This window comes from Lysinibacillus sp. NPDC097231 (genome assembly GCF_044761885.1).
Lineage (GTDB): Bacteria > Bacillota > Bacilli > Bacillales_A > Planococcaceae > Lysinibacillus.
The window spans coordinates 160,825-176,366 of record NZ_JBIWDH010000001.1 but is presented as its reverse complement, the minus strand read 5'-3'; the positions used below and the strand labels follow the sequence as shown (position 1 = coordinate 176,366).

The 15,542-nt window shown below is 37.2% G+C and carries 17 protein-coding genes; all 17 read left to right on the top strand.

Features of this window, described 5'->3' with window-relative positions:
• Positions 1-6 precede the first annotated feature (6 nt).
• Entirely contained in the window at positions 7-276 is a 270-nt protein-coding gene (fliQ, locus tag ACIQXF_RS00890; protein ID WP_402777803.1) for a flagellar biosynthesis protein FliQ, read from the top strand.
• A gap of 4 nt (positions 277-280) precedes the next feature.
• A complete protein-coding gene (fliR, locus tag ACIQXF_RS00885) occupies positions 281-1,057 on the top strand; it encodes a flagellar biosynthetic protein FliR (protein WP_402777801.1) in 777 nt (258 codons plus the stop codon).
• A 1-nt stretch (position 1,058) separates the two neighbouring features.
• Positions 1,059-2,147 (top strand): flagellar biosynthesis protein FlhB, encoded by a 1,089-nt coding sequence (gene flhB, locus ACIQXF_RS00880; protein ID WP_402777798.1) that lies wholly within the window; start codon positions 1,059-1,061, stop codon positions 2,145-2,147.
• A gap of 24 nt (positions 2,148-2,171) precedes the next feature.
• A complete protein-coding gene (flhA, locus tag ACIQXF_RS00875) occupies positions 2,172-4,205 on the top strand; it encodes a flagellar biosynthesis protein FlhA (RefSeq protein WP_402777795.1) in 2,034 nt (677 codons plus the stop codon).
• Positions 4,202-5,398, top strand: coding sequence for a flagellar biosynthesis GTPase FlhF (flhF, locus tag ACIQXF_RS00870; protein WP_402777793.1), 1,197 nt, complete (start codon positions 4,202-4,204; stop codon positions 5,396-5,398). The genes flhA and flhF overlap by 4 nt, the downstream gene beginning before the upstream one ends.
• Positions 5,395-6,270: a MinD/ParA family protein gene (locus tag ACIQXF_RS00865; RefSeq protein ID WP_402777790.1), complete on the top strand. Its 876-nt coding sequence runs from the start codon at positions 5,395-5,397 to the stop codon at positions 6,268-6,270. Before flhF ends, ACIQXF_RS00865 begins: the two co-directional genes overlap by 4 nt.
• Positions 6,271-7,425 (top strand): protein-glutamate methylesterase/protein-glutamine glutaminase, encoded by a 1,155-nt coding sequence (locus ACIQXF_RS00860; protein ID WP_402777788.1) that lies wholly within the window; start codon positions 6,271-6,273, stop codon positions 7,423-7,425.
• 15 nt (positions 7,426-7,440) lie between these two features.
• Positions 7,441-9,522 (top strand): chemotaxis protein CheW, encoded by a 2,082-nt coding sequence (locus ACIQXF_RS00855; protein WP_402777785.1) that lies wholly within the window; start codon positions 7,441-7,443, stop codon positions 9,520-9,522.
• A 27-nt stretch (positions 9,523-9,549) separates the two neighbouring features.
• A complete protein-coding gene (locus tag ACIQXF_RS00850; protein ID WP_402777782.1) occupies positions 9,550-9,996 on the top strand; it encodes a chemotaxis protein CheW in 447 nt (148 codons plus the stop codon).
• Positions 9,997-10,005: 9 nt separating this feature from the next.
• Entirely contained in the window at positions 10,006-10,638 is a 633-nt protein-coding gene (locus ACIQXF_RS00845; protein WP_402777779.1) for a chemotaxis protein CheC, read from the top strand.
• Positions 10,639-11,142, top strand: coding sequence for a chemotaxis protein CheD (locus ACIQXF_RS00840; RefSeq protein WP_402777776.1), 504 nt, complete (start codon positions 10,639-10,641; stop codon positions 11,140-11,142).
• Positions 11,142-11,516 (top strand): hypothetical protein, encoded by a 375-nt coding sequence (locus ACIQXF_RS00835; protein ID WP_402777773.1) that lies wholly within the window; start codon positions 11,142-11,144, stop codon positions 11,514-11,516. The genes ACIQXF_RS00840 and ACIQXF_RS00835 overlap by 1 nt, the downstream gene beginning before the upstream one ends.
• A gap of 300 nt (positions 11,517-11,816) precedes the next feature.
• Positions 11,817-12,587: a FliA/WhiG family RNA polymerase sigma factor gene (locus ACIQXF_RS00830; RefSeq protein ID WP_402777770.1), complete on the top strand. Its 771-nt coding sequence runs from the start codon at positions 11,817-11,819 to the stop codon at positions 12,585-12,587.
• A 38-nt stretch (positions 12,588-12,625) separates the two neighbouring features.
• Positions 12,626-12,934: an RNA polymerase subunit sigma gene (locus tag ACIQXF_RS00825; protein ID WP_402777767.1), complete on the top strand. Its 309-nt coding sequence runs from the start codon at positions 12,626-12,628 to the stop codon at positions 12,932-12,934.
• 9 nt (positions 12,935-12,943) lie between these two features.
• On the top strand, positions 12,944-13,528 hold the full coding sequence (locus tag ACIQXF_RS00820; protein ID WP_402777764.1) for a hypothetical protein: 585 nt from the start codon (positions 12,944-12,946) through the stop codon (positions 13,526-13,528).
• Positions 13,529-13,685: 157 nt separating this feature from the next.
• Positions 13,686-14,405 (top strand): 30S ribosomal protein S2, encoded by a 720-nt coding sequence (gene rpsB / locus ACIQXF_RS00815; protein ID WP_402777761.1) that lies wholly within the window; start codon positions 13,686-13,688, stop codon positions 14,403-14,405.
• Positions 14,406-14,506: 101 nt separating this feature from the next.
• The gene (gene tsf, locus ACIQXF_RS00810) at positions 14,507-15,394 is read left to right on the top strand and encodes a translation elongation factor Ts (RefSeq protein ID WP_402777758.1); all 888 of its coding nucleotides are present in this window, start codon (positions 14,507-14,509) and stop codon (positions 15,392-15,394) included.
• Positions 15,395-15,542 lie beyond the last annotated feature (148 nt).

The window sequence follows — 15,542 nt, the reverse complement described above, 5'->3', positions numbered from 1 at the left end:
TACAGTATGACAGGTGAATTGGTTATTTCAATTGCAGAGCGTGCCATTACGATTATCCTTCTAACAAGCGGTCCGCTATTATTAGTTGCATTAATCACTGGTTTAGCGGTAAGTATTTTTCAGGCAACAACTTCGATTCAAGAGCAAACTTTAGCATTTGTTCCAAAAATCATCGCTGTATTAGTGGCTATCGTATTTTTTGGTCCATGGATGTTATCACAGGTGACAAGCTATGCGAGAGACATTTTTGAGAATTTAACGCGTTATATAGGGTGAGTAGATGAATGAATTAATCCCGCATTTTACGGTTTTCTTATTAGTACTTGTTCGCATATCGGCATTTTTTGTCACTGTGCCTTTTTTCTCTTATAGAACGATTCCGCAACAAGTCAAAATTACTCTCGCACTAGTTTTAGCTTGGATGATGTATTACACAATTGACGTCGAGCCATTTGTATTAAATGGTGATTACATACTTTTAGTGATGAAGGAAGCACTAATTGGACTATTACTTGGTCTAGTAGGCTATATCATTATGTCGGCCATTCAAATTGCCGGAAGCTTTATTGATTTCCAAATGGGGTTTGCCATTGCCAATATTATTGACCCACAAACAGGTGCACAAAGTCCGTTAATTGGTCAGTTTTTTAATATGCTAGCATTCCTCTTATTATTAGCAATAAATGGACATCATATGATTCTGGATGGTATTTATTATAGTTATCAATTCTTACCGATGGATCAGGGATTTCCTAATTTCGAAAATGACGATTATATTAAATTTATCATGACCACATTTACTGCTGTTTTTGGGATAGCCTTCCAAATGGCTGCTCCTGTAGTAGCAACATTATTTTTAGTCGATCTGGCACTAGGAATAACAGCAAAAACTGTGCCACAATTAAATATTTTTGTTGTTGGTTTTCCTATTAAAATTGGTGTTAGTTTTTTAGTGTTATTCACTATGATGGCTGTAATGATTCAAGTTATTCAAAAGCTAATTACCATTATGATTTATGCTATGCGTGATTTTATGGCTATTTTAGGTGGTGGATAAAATGTTGCTACTACTGGACTTAGATTTACAGTATTTTGCGGGAGAAAAAACGGAAAAGGCGACACCCAAAAAACGTCAAGATGCTCGAAAAAAAGGTCAGGTTGTCAAAAGTCAGGATATTTCCAGTGCGATTGTTATGCTCATGGTATTTATCTTTCTATTTTTCTTTGCAGGTTCACTGCGAGATGATCTCCTTGCTTTTTTTAGACAAACTTTTATTCATAACATACGCGTAGAATCACTTACCATTGATAGTGTAATGCGTTTATTTACAGAAACATTAGTACAAATGGCTTTTATTGTTGTTCCAATCATGGCAATTGCATTTGTTGGAGCATTAGCAGGTAACTTTCTACAGTTTGGCTTTCTATTTACATTAGAGCCGATGAAATTTGATTTAAAAAAAATGGACCCGATTAAAGGCTTGAAAAAAATATTTTCTGTTAAAGCAATTGTAGAGCTTTTAAAGTCAGTATTAAAGATTGGGTTCATCGGCGGCGTTACAACCATTATTATTTGGACAAATTTACCAGAGGTTTTAGCACTATCCTTTAAAAGCCCCTGGATGACTCTTATTACAGTAGGTAAGCTTGTTGGTATTATGGGAATAGCAGCGTCCCTCGTTTTACTTTGTGTATCCACTTTAGACTGGATGTATCAAAAACATGATTACGAAAAAAATCTTAAAATGTCTAAGCAAGATATTAAAGATGAATATAAAAATAGTGAGGGTGACCCGCTGATTAAATCGAAAATCAAACAACGTCAACGCGAAATGGCGATGCGTCGTATGATGTCAGAGATTCCAAGCGCTGATGTAGTTATAACAAACCCTACTCACTATGCGATTGCCCTCAAGTATGATGAGGAAAGTATGGATGCCCCACGTGTCGTTGCGAAGGGAACAGACTTTATCGCTCAGAAAATTAAACTGATCGCCAAAGAACATGATGTCATTATGGTTGAAAATAGACCATTAGCACGAGCAATGTACGATCAGGTAGAAATCGGCGATCAGGTACCAGATGAGTTTTTCAAAGCAGTAGCAGAAGTACTTGCTTATGTTTATCGAATTAAGCGGAAAATTTAAAGCTTTTATGTAGGAGGGACACAAATGAAAGTTCGCGATATAGGGGTTTTAGGAGCGGTTATTTTAATCGTTGCGATGCTCATCATCCCTCTTCCTCCGTGGATGTTAAGTTTCTTAATCGTCATTAATATTACATTAGGATTAATCGTACTTTTAACAGCAATGAGTATGAAGGAAGCGTTAGACTTTTCTATTTTTCCCTCAGTGATTTTACTGTTAACCTTATTCCGACTGGGACTGAGTGTTTCCACAACACGTGCCATTTTAGCGAATGGTAATGCTGGTGCTGTTGTTGAAACCTTTGGTGATTTTGTAGTCGGCGGGAATGTACTTGTTGGTTTAGTTGTATTCTTAATCCTTGTGTTAATTCAGTTTATCGTTATTACAAAAGGAGCGGAGCGTGTTGCAGAGGTAGCGGCACGTTTCACGCTTGATGCGATGCCTGGTAAACAAATGAGTATTGATGCTGACTTAAATGCAGGAATTATTTCCGAGCGGGAAGCACGTGAACGACGCGATAAAGTAGCGGGTGAAGCGGACTTCTACGGAGCGATGGATGGTGCCACAAAATTCGTAAAAGGGGATGCCATTGCCTCAATGGTCATGGTTATTATCAACTTATTATTTGGTATCATCATCGGTGTTGTGCAGATGGGCCTTCCATTTGCAGATGCAGCAACTCATTTTTCTAAGTTAACAGTTGGGGACGGTATTGTCTCACAAATTCCTGCGCTACTTATCTCTACAGCGACAGGGATTGTTGTAACACGTGCATCTTCTAAGGGAAGCCTTGGTGAAGATATTACAGGGCAGCTTTTTGCTCAAGCGAAACTGCTCTATGTATCAGGTGGTACAATTGTTTTACTTGGATTATTTACGCCAATACCTAACTTGATAACACTTCCAATTGGTCTATCACTAATTGTTGGTGCTTATATGATGGATCGTAAGAAACCAGAGGATGAAGAAGAATTACTTGAAATTGAGGAAGAAGTGGCAACAGACGGCATGAAGAGCCCTGAAAACGTTGTGAATTTATTAAATGTGGACCCAATTGAGTTTGAATTTGGCTATGGTTTAATACCGTTAGTAGATGCTGCTCAAGGCGGAGACTTATTAGATCGAGTCATCATGATACGTCGACAGTTAGCATTAGAATTAGGAATTGTCATTCCGGTTGTCCGTATTCGTGATAATATTCAATTACAACCAAATGAATATCGAATTAAAATAAAGGGTAACGAAATGGCACGAGGTGAACTGTTACTGGATCATTATTTAGCAATGAGCCCAGGAGACGATGATTCTATCGAAGGAATTGACACAGTAGAACCGTCATTTGGACTTCCGGCTAAGTGGATTACAGAGCAAGTTAAAGAAGATGCTGAAATGTTTGGCTATACAGTTGTTGACCCACCGAGCGTTGTGTCAACACACTTAACAGAAATGATTCGTGCAAATGCTTATGAATTACTTGGTCGTCAAGAGACGAAGCAGCTAATCGATCATTTACGTGAGACGCATCCAATTTTAGTTGAAGAATTAACACCTACACCATTATCAACAGGTGAAATTCAAAAGGTATTGGGAAAACTTCTTCGAGAGAATGTTTCAGTTCGTAACCTACCAATTATTTTTGAGACACTAGCTGACTATGCAAAATTAACGAGCGATACCGATATATTAACAGAGTATGTACGTCAATCATTAGCACGTCAGATTACGTCCCAATACGTAGGAGACAGTTCATCATTGAAGGTCATAACTGTTTCAGGTACGGTAGAGAAATTGATTGCAGATAGTATTCAACAAACTGATCATGGAAATTACTTAGCGATGGATCCACAAGATTCTCAAACCGTGCTAGAGACTATTGCTACAGAAGTAGAAAGAGTATCCTTTATGGAACAATCTGCAATTATCTTATGCTCTCCAGCAGTTCGTATGTACTTACGTCAACTAACGGAGCGTTACTTCCCACAAATTCCAGTTTTATCATATAATGAACTTGATTCTACGGTTGAAATTCAAAGCGTTGGGGTGGTGAATGTTGAATGAAAATGAAAAAATATTATGCATCTTCCATACCAGAGGCGATGAAGCAAGTGCGTGCTGAATTAGGCGAGGACGCTGTCATTTTGAATTCAAAAGTAGTAATCACAAAGAAATTTTTTGGAATCATTAAAAAGAAAAGTTTTGAGGTTGTGGCAGGAATCGATTCAGTGGGGCCAAGTAATTTGGCTCCAGCTCCTGCGGTTTTACCTATAACAACACCAAAAAAAGAAAATGCAAGGCTACAAGAGATTACGAGTGCTGTTCAAGCTAAAATACACCAAGTACAGCCACAGCATGATGCGACTTTGCAAGAAGAAGCTAGCATTCCTGAAGAATTGAGGAAGGAAATTGCAGATTTAAAATCTTTAATGCAATCTATGCATAAGAAGACTACCCAAGCTCAATATCCCGATGAACTCTTACCTTTCATTGAATACTTAAGACAGCAGGAGCTAAGTGAGGAGCTCATCACAACGATTGGTGATGAGCTTTTTATGCATTTTAAAGAAGCGTCAGAAATCAATTTTTCACAATGCAAGTTGATTACGAAAAATTTATTGCGTAAAAGTCTTGAGAATCATCCAATCGGAGGCTTATCTTACGAAAAAAAATATATTAATGTTCTAGGTCCAACAGGCGTTGGGAAGACAACGACAATTGCGAAAATGGCAGCTAGAGCGGTTTTAGAGAAAAAGAAAAAAATAGGATTTATAACGACAGATACTTATCGGATTGCTGCAATTGAGCAATTAAAAACGTATGCTGGACTTTTGCAGGCACCTGTTGAGATTGCTTATAATGCAACAGATTTTGAACAAGCAATCCAAAGGTTGGCGCATTTAGATTTAGTGTTTATAGATACAGCAGGCCGGAATTATAAAGAAGTAAAATATGTTGATGATTTACAACGTCTCATAAAATTTGATGACCAAGCTGAATCCTTTTTAGTACTTGCCATGACGACGAAAGAAAAGGACATGGTCAACATTGTGGAGCAATTTAAGCAATTACCAATTGAAAAATTCATTTTCACAAAGATTGATGAAACAAATTCTATTGGCACATTGATTAATTTAATGATTAAATATAATAAAGGACTTGCTTACTATACAAATGGTCAAGAAGTACCAGAAGATATTGAGGAAGCTGATCTAGAAGCAGTGCTTAATTTGTTTTTCCAAGGTGAAGAAAAATGAGAGACCAAGCTGAAACATTACGCTTGAAAATGCTGAAACAGCAAGGTGATTTAGGTAGAGCTATTGCGGTTGTAAGTGGCAAGGGTGGGGTAGGTAAAAGTAACTTCACCATGAACTTTGCAACTACGTTAGCGAAAAAAGGGAAAAAAGTTGCAATCGTTGATATGGATATTGGTATGGGGAATATCAATATTTTAATTGGAAAAAATGCTTCTTATAGTTTAAAAGATTACTTGGAAGGAAATAAGTTACTAGATGAGGTAATGTTTGAGGGTCCTTATGGTTTAAGGTATATTTCAGGTGGGTCTGGTATGTCAGGTGTCTTTGAGTGGTCAGAGGTCATGTTTGATCGACTCATACATGCTTTTGAGCAACTTCAAAAAAACTTCGATTACATTTTATTTGATATGGGGGCAGGGGCTACTAGTTGGTCATTAGATTTACTTACTTCAATAGATGAAATTATTGTTATATCAACAGCTGAGCCCACCTCAGTTACAGATGCATATTCGATGATGAAATATATTCATGTACGAGATGCGGACAAGCTATTTTATATACTCTGTAACCGAGCTTTTAGTAAAGAAGAAGGAATGGAGACCAATGAACGATTAAAACTCACGATGAAGCGTTTTTTGGACAAAGAGGTTACTATATTAGGCTCATTACCAGAAGATTCTGTTGTGCGTAAGGCTGTGCGCGAGCAAGTACCTTTTTCACTTGCTTATCCAGACGCACTTATTTCAAAGACACTTCAACTCATAGTAGCTCGTTTTATGGAACACCGTGCTGAGGAAGTTCACGCACATGATCAGTCAGCGAGTAAGTTTTTATCTAAATTAAGAAGTATTTTTTCGAAAGGGCGTGATTAATTGGACTTTTTACATAAAAGCAAGCTATTAGTTGTTGATGATTCTGCTTTTATGAGGAAGCTAATTAGTGACTTTTTTGTTGGCAATTCAAAGGTTGAAGTAGTTGGAACAGCACGAAATGGGAAAGATGCGATAAAAAAAATCCAAACATTGAAGCCGACAGTTGTGACAATGGATATTGAAATGCCTGAAATGAATGGACTTGATGCTTTACAAGAAATTATGACCATATGTCCAGTACCTATTGTTATGCTTTCCAGTACAACTCAACAAGGGGCTGAAAATGCATTGACAGCAATTGAATTTGGGGCAGTAGATTTTGTCGCGAAACCGAGCGGAACAATTTCTCTTGATTTACATAAAATCCAAACTGAACTTGTCCACAAGGTTGAACAAGCATCATTGGTACCTATTTCGAAATTGAAAAAACCTTCTGGTAGTAAAAGACAACAAGAACTGGCATTAAATGCGAGTACCATAAGAAGAGAACTACTGAATGAAGGAAGGATAACGCCTTCTGTCAATGTTACCTCTACTAGGGTAAAACTATCGAAGCAACGTGTAGAATGGAGTAAAGCAGGTAGGAAAATTGTTCTGATTGGTACTTCCACTGGTGGACCAAGGGCGCTGCAAGAAGTAATTACAAAAATTCCTAAGTCTATTCAAGCGCCAATTTTAATTGTCCAGCATATGCCAGCAGGATTTACAAAGTCACTTGCTACTCGTCTTGATCAATTGAGTGAGATCACCGTAAAGGAAGCTGAGCAAGGTGATATTCTCCAAAATGGAGTGGCATATATTGCACCTGGTGGGTATCATATGAAACTTCGAAAAGTAGGTACCTCCTTTGGGGTTGTCCTTGATAATCATGAACCACCTAGATCTGGACATCGCCCTTCTGTAGATGTGATGTTCGAAGATGTGAGCCAATTTAATGATTTTGATAAGGTAGCAGTTATTATGACAGGTATGGGCCAAGATGGCACTAACGGTTTAAAAGCACTAAAAAGTACCGGGAATGTGATTGCTATTACTGAGTCAGCCGAAACTTGTATAGTGTATGGTATGCCAAAAGCAGCAGTGGAAACGCAGCTTGTCGATGAAGTTGCAGATGTAGATGATATTGCACAAACAATAATGAAATATTTGCCTTAAAAGGGGTGTCCTCTTATGGAAGTCAATCAATATTTAGAGATGTTTATCGAAGAAAGTAAAGAACATTTACAAGCGTGTAGTGAACATTTATTAGAACTAGAAAAAAATCCGGAAGATTTGACAATTGTTGGGGAAATTTTCCGCTCTGCACATACATTAAAAGGTATGTCTGCAACAATGGGCTTCGAAGATTTAGCAGATTTAACACATAAAATGGAAAACGTATTAGATGCAATCCGTAACGAGAAAATTCATGTAACTCCTGAAATTTTAGATGTTGTATTTGAGTCTGTAGACCATCTTGAAGAAATGGTTATGGATATTGCGAATGGTGGAGATGGCAAGCGAGATGTATCTTCAACTGTAGCTCAGTTAAAGCGTATTGAATTAGGTGAGGAAGCGATTCAGGAAGTAGTTGCAACTACTGAAATACCAGCTCCTGTTGAAGCAAGTTCAAGTGTTTTGGAATTTGACAGCTTTGAACAAACGGTTATTACACAATCGGCTGAGCAAGGTTTTAATGCCTTTGAAATTTTAGTGAGATTACGCGAAGACTGCCTTTTAAAAGCAGCGCGTGTATTCATGGTGTTTGAGATATTGGAAAAGGATGGAGATGTTATTAAAGCAAATCCATCTGTAGAGAAGCTTGAAGACGAACAGTTCGATCAACAATTTTATGTTGCATTTGTAACAAAAGAATCTGCTGAAGATATGCAGAAAAAGATTATGAAAGTTTCGGAAGTTGAAGAAGTTGTTATAGTACCTATCAATCAAAAGCAATTTAGTGAAAAACAATATCAAGCAATTCAAGAAGTTGCAGCAACGGCTACAGCAACAGTAGAAGCGAAGACTACACCTGTTACTGCACCTGAAAACAATACATCAGCAGCTAAGCCTGCCAAAGCGGCAGCTCCTGCTAAGGCTGATAAGAGTCATGCGCCTGTTGGTAATAAAACAATTCGTGTGAATATCGAGCGTCTTGATATTTTAATGAACTTATTTGAAGAGCTTGTAATAGATCGAGGACGACTACAGTCTATTGCGACTGAGGTTAATCATGGCGAATTAAATGAAACGGTAGAACGTATGAGCCGCGTTATGGGTGACCTACAAACAATTATTTTAACGATGCGAATGGTACCAGTTGAAACAGTATTCAACCGCTTCCCAAAAATGATTCGTCAACTGTCTCGTGATCTTAACAAGAAAATTAACCTTGAAATTATTGGTGCTGAAACTGAGCTAGATCGTACAGTTATCGATGAAATTGGGGATCCACTTGTTCATTTAATCCGAAATTCTGTGGACCATGGTATTGAAAATCCTACAGCTCGCCGTGCTAAAGGAAAGCCAGAAGAAGGAACGGTTGAACTACGTGCTTATCATAGCGGTAACTATGTCTTTATTGAAATTGAAGATGACGGCGCGGGTATTAACCGTGAAAAAGTACTAGCGAAAGCTATTTCAAAAGGTATTGTTACACAAGAACAATCATATTCAATGTCAGATAAGCAAATCAATGAACTTATTTTGGCTTCTGGGTTCTCAACAGCAGATGTCATTTCTGACGTATCTGGCCGAGGCGTTGGATTAGATGTTGTGAAAACAACAATTGAATCATTGGGTGGAAATATCTCTATTGAATCTACGCAAGATGTAGGATCAATTTTCTCTATTCAATTACCACTAACATTATCGATTATTTCTGTAATGCTTGTGGAAATCGAAAAAGAGATCTATGCAATTCCACTTTCATCAATTATTGAAACTTCAATTATCCGTTCATCAGAAATCATGAATGCGCATAATCAAAAAGTAATTGACTTCCGTGGCAAAGTTGTACCACTAGTATTTTTAGAAGAAATCTTTGAAGTACCTCGCAAAGAGCAACAGGATGACGAATTCCATTCAGTGGTCATCGTTCGAAAAGGTGAGAAGCTTGCAGGTTTAGTAGTAGATTCATTCATTGGACAACAAGAAATTGTACTGAAGTCATTGGGCAATTACTTAACGAATATCTTTGCAATTTCAGGTGCAACAATTTTAGGTAACGGGAAAGTGGCCTTGATTGTAGATTGTAATGCACTTATTAAATAAGGTGAATGAATAAGAGAGGTGTAAACAATGACAAACGCAGTGGAACAAGAAAGTATTAAAGTGATTGTTTTTCAATTAGCAGATAAAGAATATGCGATTCCAGTGTCCCATGTACAAGGAATTGAAAAATTAATGCATATTACTCGAGTACCAAAAACAGCGAAGTATGTAAAAGGTGTTATCAACCTACGCGGTGTCGTAACACCAATTGTGGATTTACGTGAGCGCTTTGAATTACCTATCTCGGAACATGAAGAAACAACTCGCATTATCATTATTTCGCTTGAAGATATGGAAGTAGGCTTTGTAGTAGACTCTGCAAATGATGTTTTAGACATCCCTGCAAGCTCCATTGAACCGCAACCAGAAGTAGTGGGTTCCCTTGAAGAAGAGTTTATTTCAGGAGTGGCTAAAATAGATAAACGTTTATTAATTTTATTGCATTTAGAGAAAGTACTAAATCCACTAAAGTAGGGATCGATAATGACATTTAATCAAAAGATTACATCGCTACATTTAGATGTATTAAAAGAAATTGGAAATATTGGTGCTGCGCATGCTGCGACAGCACTTTCCAATTTACTTGGTAAAAAAATAGATATGCGGGTACCAAAGGTTGAGATGGTGTCATTTAATGACATGATGGAGCTTGCTGGAGGATCTGAAAATGTCGTAGTAGGCATCTATTTGCGCATCGAAGGTGATGCTGAAGGCAGTATGTTCTTTATCCTACCGATTGAACAAGCAAATCGTTTTATCCGTCGCCTCATATATGATGAATCATTCGACTTTAAAAAACGACCTGTTTCAGAGTTAGGGTTATCAGCAATGCAAGAAATGGGTAATATTTTATCTGGGTCATATTTATCCGCGTTATCAGATTTTACAAATTTAAAAATTTATCCAACTGTTCCGGGATTAAGCGTTGATATGTTTGGAGCTATTATTAGTATTGGCTTGATTGAATTATCACATGTTAGCGATAATGTTATCGTAATAAACACATCCATTTTTGAAGACGGTGTTGAAGACCAAGAAACGGTAAGGGGACATTTCTTCTTACTACCAGATCCAGACTCATTTGATGCTATTTTTAAAGCATTGGGAGTTTCATAGATGATGCTAAACAGTTATGGACAAGTTATTAAAGTTGGAATTGCACAAATGGATGTAGTAAAGTTACCAAACACTATCAGAACATCAGGTCTTGGATCTTGTGTAGGTGTTATTTTATACGATGAGTCAAAAAAAATTGCTGGTTTAATACACGTGATGTTGCCAGATTCGAGTTTAGGTCGACAAGAGTCAATTAATGTAGCTAAATTTGCTGACACAGGCATTGAGGCTATGATAGACCTATTAAAATTAGAGGGCGTGCAAAAATTCAAGCTAAAGGCAAAAATTGCGGGAGGTGCGCAGATGTTTCAATTTACATCAGATAAAGACTCCATGCGTATCGGTCCACGCAATGTAGAAGCTGTAAAACAAGAGCTGAAGCGACATAGCATTCCATTAGTTGCTGAAGATACTGGTGGTAATAGCGGTAGAACCATTGAATTTAATCCTGCGACGTCAACATTACATATCCGAACGGTTAACCAAGGAGTGAGCGAAATATAATGTTTGGTTCTATTTTTTACAACCTATGGGGAGCGTTAATTGCCTTTTCTATTTATTTTTTTAGTACATTTCAAAAACCATTTACACCACTACGTATTATCATAGGTTCACTTGTAACGGCCATAATTGTGTTTTTTGTTATGTATATTGTTCGTTTTTTAATCTCTTATGTTTTGTTCACACCAGAGGTTAATGAAGAAGCGATTGTTGAAGGTGAACTAGAAGAAAGTGAAATTGACAATCGGGAAGACGAACAACAAGAAGCGCATACAGCGAGTTCAACAGTTGAATTTCAAGATGAGAACTCAGAGGAAATTGCACAAGTAGTACGGACAATGATGCACCGAGAAGATGAACAGCAAGTAAATGCATAAAGCAGGGAGTCGCAAATAGCGGCTCTTTTTTTGTATCTAGATTAACAAATAACTGGGATACAGTTTTCATGTGCAAAAAGGCAAAAATAAAACAAAGGAATATATGAGAGACTTAGAGAAACAAATGAAATTATAGTCGATTCTTGTTATAATATAGGAAAGATGGCAGCAGTTTATTGATTTTTAGCTAGTTGTGAATCAAGGATATTAATGCATGCTTATTCTGTAATGGTATTTTGTAAGTGCTGGTAGTTAATGGCAAACAGGCACGAATGCGTTTTCTAAAGAGAGGTGGATTTCATGACACAACCAATTCTGAATGATGAACAAAATCTGTGGAACCGCTGGATACATGAGCGCGATCCAGATGCTGGCGATTTACTTATAAAAAAATACATTTCCTTAGTATCTTATCATGTACAACGTATCGGTGCGAGTTTACCTAAGAGTGTATCCCGAGATGATTTAACGAGCTTAGGCATGCTAGGTCTTTTTGATGCGTTGAATAAATTTGATATTAATAGAGACTTAAAATTTGATACATATGCTTCTTTTAGGGTAAGAGGAGCAATTATAGATGGTTTGCGTAAGGAAGATTGGTTGCCACGATCTGCGCGTGAAAAGGCAAAGAAGTTAGATGCACAAATTGAACAATTAGAACAAAAATATATGCGGCATGTAACGCCAGAGGAACTTGCTGAGCATATGGATTTACCTATTGATGAAGTTTACCAAACTGTACAAGAGCATTTCTTTTCAAATGTTCTTTCCATTAATGAGCAACAAGATCAGGAAGAAACGGATGGAAAGTCGTTTGTTATCCGAGATGATACTACTAAAACTCCTGAGCAGGTAATTATCAAATCGGAATTATTGGATGATTTAGCTGGAAATATCCAAAAGTTAAATGAAAAAGAACAGCTAGTGCTTAGCTTATTTTATACTGAGGAATTAACATTAACAGAAATTGGTGAAATGCTTGAGTTATCTACATCACGTATTTCACAAATCCACTCTAAGGCACTATTAAAATTACGGAAATTGTTATCTAATGAGATGATTAATGCGTAATATTCTTATAAATACATACCGTTGAAGGAGGGGTTCTAATGAGTTTAAAGGGTGTCGAACTACAAATAGCTATACCTAAGACTTTTGAAGCGGGGAAAATGGCAGATCAGGCACAGCAACAAACTTTAGCCCAACAAGCGCATGCGAATGAAGCGTTAAAAAAAGAAATAGAACGCAAGCAAAAAGTTGTAAATACTTCTGAAGGTATGGATGAAATTAGTGAAGATGAAGAAGCGGGTGGCGAGTACATTAAAGGTACCCGAAAGAAAAAAAACAAGGATAACGGCAAGAGCGAAAAACAGGCGCAGCATCCGTTTAAAGGGAATTTTGTGGATTTTAGTGGATAGGAGTTTACTATGACAACCATACTAATTGCGGTTCTATTTTTTTTACAAATACTTTCATTTTATTTCCTGATTATTTTAAATACGAAATTAGCAAAGTTTAAGGACTTAGAAAAAAAACAGGAACGTTTAATGCGTGAAATGGATGATACTATCAGTGTCTATTTAGCTGATATGAAAGATGAAAATGACCGCCTAATTCAAGAGTTGCAAAGAGTTTCTAAGTTAGAAACTAAAACGAACGTAGTACAACAGACAGAACAGATTGTGGGACAAAAGGAGCAACCTCAACTGCTTTCACCGAAAAAAGAACAAAGCACAATAGACGGTTCTATTAATCTAGATAATGAACCGCGAATGTATATGCCTAAAAATATTGTAGCTAGTGCTTATTCACGACAGCAACAGACTGGAGCTAAGGCAGTAAAGTCAGCTCAGCAATCGACTGATGTAATAATCAAGGAAGAAGCAAAGCCATTAACAATGGAACAACAGGTTATTGAATTAGCGAAACAAGGAAAAACACCGGAAGAAATTGCCAAACAGCTTCAAAAAGGAAAAACAGAAATCGAGCTTTTATTGAAATTTCATAGCTAAAAGAGTTGCGAATAGGGTAAAGCTATGATATAGTTGCAAATGGTGTTATTACTACACACGCATTTTGATGTAGTAAGTGGTGCTCTAAGTATAGGGTAGCTTGTTGCAAGTGATAAATGCGGAGGATAAAAACCAAACATACTAGGAGGAAATTCACATGTCAGTAATTTCTATGAAACAATTACTTGAAGCTGGTGTACATTTCGGTCACCAAACTCGTCGTTGGAACCCAAAAATGAAGAAATATATCTTCGTTGAGCGTAACGGGATCTACATCATCGACTTACAAAAAACTGTTAAAAAATTAGAAGAAGCTTATGACTTCATGCGTCAAGTTGGTCAAGACGGTGGTAAAGTTCTTTTCGTTGGTACGAAAAAACAAGCACAAGAAGCGATCAAAGATGAAGCTGAACGTTCAGGCAACTACTACATCAACCAACGTTGGTTAGGTGGTACTCTTACAAACTTCGGTACAATTCAAAAACGTGTTGCGCGTATGAAAGCAATCGAAAAAATGGAAGAGGATGGAACTTTTGAAGTTCTACCTAAAAAAGAAGTAATCCAACTTAAAAAAGAACACGAACGTCTAATCAAATTCTTAGGCGGTATCCGTGATATGCACGATCTTCCAGACGTAATGTTCGTGGTTGACCCACGTAAAGAACGTATTGCTGTTGCAGAAGCTCGTAAATTAAACATCCCTCTAGTAGGTATTGTTGATACAAACTGTGATCCAGATGAAATCGACTACGTAATCCCTGCTAATGATGATGCTATTCGCGCTGTTAAACTTTTAACTGCTAAAATGGCTGACGCTTTAATCGAGTCAAAACAAGGTGAAGAGGAAGCTCCAGCTGTAGAAGCTGCTGCTGAGTAATTCACATTTACAAAAAGGTGATAAGTGGCTCAAAACCCTTATCACCTTTTTTAGAACCTATCACTAAAATTTGTTCAACCAATTTGAGGAGGAAACACTAAATGGCAAACATTACTGCACAATTAGTAAAAGAATTACGCGAAAAAACTGGCGCTGGAATGATGGATTGTAAAAAAGCATTAGTACAAACTGATGGTGATTTAGAAGCTGCAATCGATTTCCTACGTGAAAAAGGGCTTTCTTCAGCTGCTAAAAAAGCTGACCGTATCGCTGCAGAAGGTACAACTTACATTTTAGAAAAAGGTAACGAAGCAATCATCCTAGAAGTAAATGCTGAAACTGACTTCGTTGCTAAAAACGATAAATTCCAAGTATTAGTTGCTTCTTTAGCTGAACAATTACTTACTGCTAAACCTGCATCAGTTGAAGCTGCATTAGAGCTTTCAAATGCAGAAGGTGTAAAAATTGTTGACCAAATTTCAACAGCAGTTGCAACAATTGGTGAAAAAATCACTCTTCGTCGTTACGAAGTAAAAACAAAAACTGATGCAGATGCATTCGGTTCTTACTTACACATGGGCGGCCGTATTGGTGTATTAGTGACTTTAGAAGGCTCTACAGATGCTGCTGCAGCAAAAGATGTTGCTATGCACATCGCAGCAATCAACCCAACTTATGTTTCTCGCGATGAAGTTTCTGCAGAAGAGGTTGAACGTGAGCGTAAAGTATTAACTGAACAAGCTCTTAACGAAGGTAAACCAGAAAACATCGTAGCAAAAATGGTTGAAGGTCGTCTTGGTAAATATTTCGAAGATGTTTGCTTACTTGACCAAACATTCGTTAAAAACTCAGATCAAAAAGTACGTGATTTCGTTGCTTCAACTGGCGGTTCTGTAAATAGTTTCGTACGTTATGCTGTTGGTGAAGGTATCGAAAAACGTGAAGATAACTTCGCTGAAGAAGTAATGAGCCAAGTTAAAGGAAACTAATTTAGCTTGCATTTGATCCTAATCAAATAATATCTAGATTTTCTAGACAAAAAAATGGGGAACACAACATAGCGTGTTCCCTATTTTTCCGAAAAGAGCGAAAAAAGATATAATTTTCTATTCTGCCTTATTCACAACTAGCAATTAT

Coding starts and splice junctions, on each gene's coding strand:
- ACIQXF_RS00830 (WP_402777770.1), top strand. CDS start 11,817: ATGACACAACCAATTCTGAATGATGAACAAAATCTGTGGAACCGCTGG.
- fliQ (WP_402777803.1), top strand. CDS start 7: ATGACAGGTGAATTGGTTATTTCAATTGCAGAGCGTGCCATTACGATT.
- ACIQXF_RS00825 (WP_402777767.1), top strand. CDS start 12,626: ATGAGTTTAAAGGGTGTCGAACTACAAATAGCTATACCTAAGACTTTT.
- ACIQXF_RS00845 (WP_402777779.1), top strand. CDS start 10,006: ATGACATTTAATCAAAAGATTACATCGCTACATTTAGATGTATTAAAA.
- flhB (WP_402777798.1), top strand. CDS start 1,059: ATGTTGCTACTACTGGACTTAGATTTACAGTATTTTGCGGGAGAAAAA.
- ACIQXF_RS00850 (WP_402777782.1), top strand. CDS start 9,550: ATGACAAACGCAGTGGAACAAGAAAGTATTAAAGTGATTGTTTTTCAA.
- flhF (WP_402777793.1), top strand. CDS start 4,202: ATGAAAATGAAAAAATATTATGCATCTTCCATACCAGAGGCGATGAAG.
- ACIQXF_RS00820 (WP_402777764.1), top strand. CDS start 12,944: ATGACAACCATACTAATTGCGGTTCTATTTTTTTTACAAATACTTTCA.
- ACIQXF_RS00840 (WP_402777776.1), top strand. CDS start 10,639: ATGATGCTAAACAGTTATGGACAAGTTATTAAAGTTGGAATTGCACAA.
- ACIQXF_RS00855 (WP_402777785.1), top strand. CDS start 7,441: ATGGAAGTCAATCAATATTTAGAGATGTTTATCGAAGAAAGTAAAGAA.
- tsf (WP_402777758.1), top strand. CDS start 14,507: ATGGCAAACATTACTGCACAATTAGTAAAAGAATTACGCGAAAAAACT.
- ACIQXF_RS00835 (WP_402777773.1), top strand. CDS start 11,142: ATGTTTGGTTCTATTTTTTACAACCTATGGGGAGCGTTAATTGCCTTT.
- rpsB (WP_402777761.1), top strand. CDS start 13,686: ATGTCAGTAATTTCTATGAAACAATTACTTGAAGCTGGTGTACATTTC.
- fliR (WP_402777801.1), top strand. CDS start 281: ATGAATGAATTAATCCCGCATTTTACGGTTTTCTTATTAGTACTTGTT.
- ACIQXF_RS00865 (WP_402777790.1), top strand. CDS start 5,395: ATGAGAGACCAAGCTGAAACATTACGCTTGAAAATGCTGAAACAGCAA.
- flhA (WP_402777795.1), top strand. CDS start 2,172: ATGAAAGTTCGCGATATAGGGGTTTTAGGAGCGGTTATTTTAATCGTT.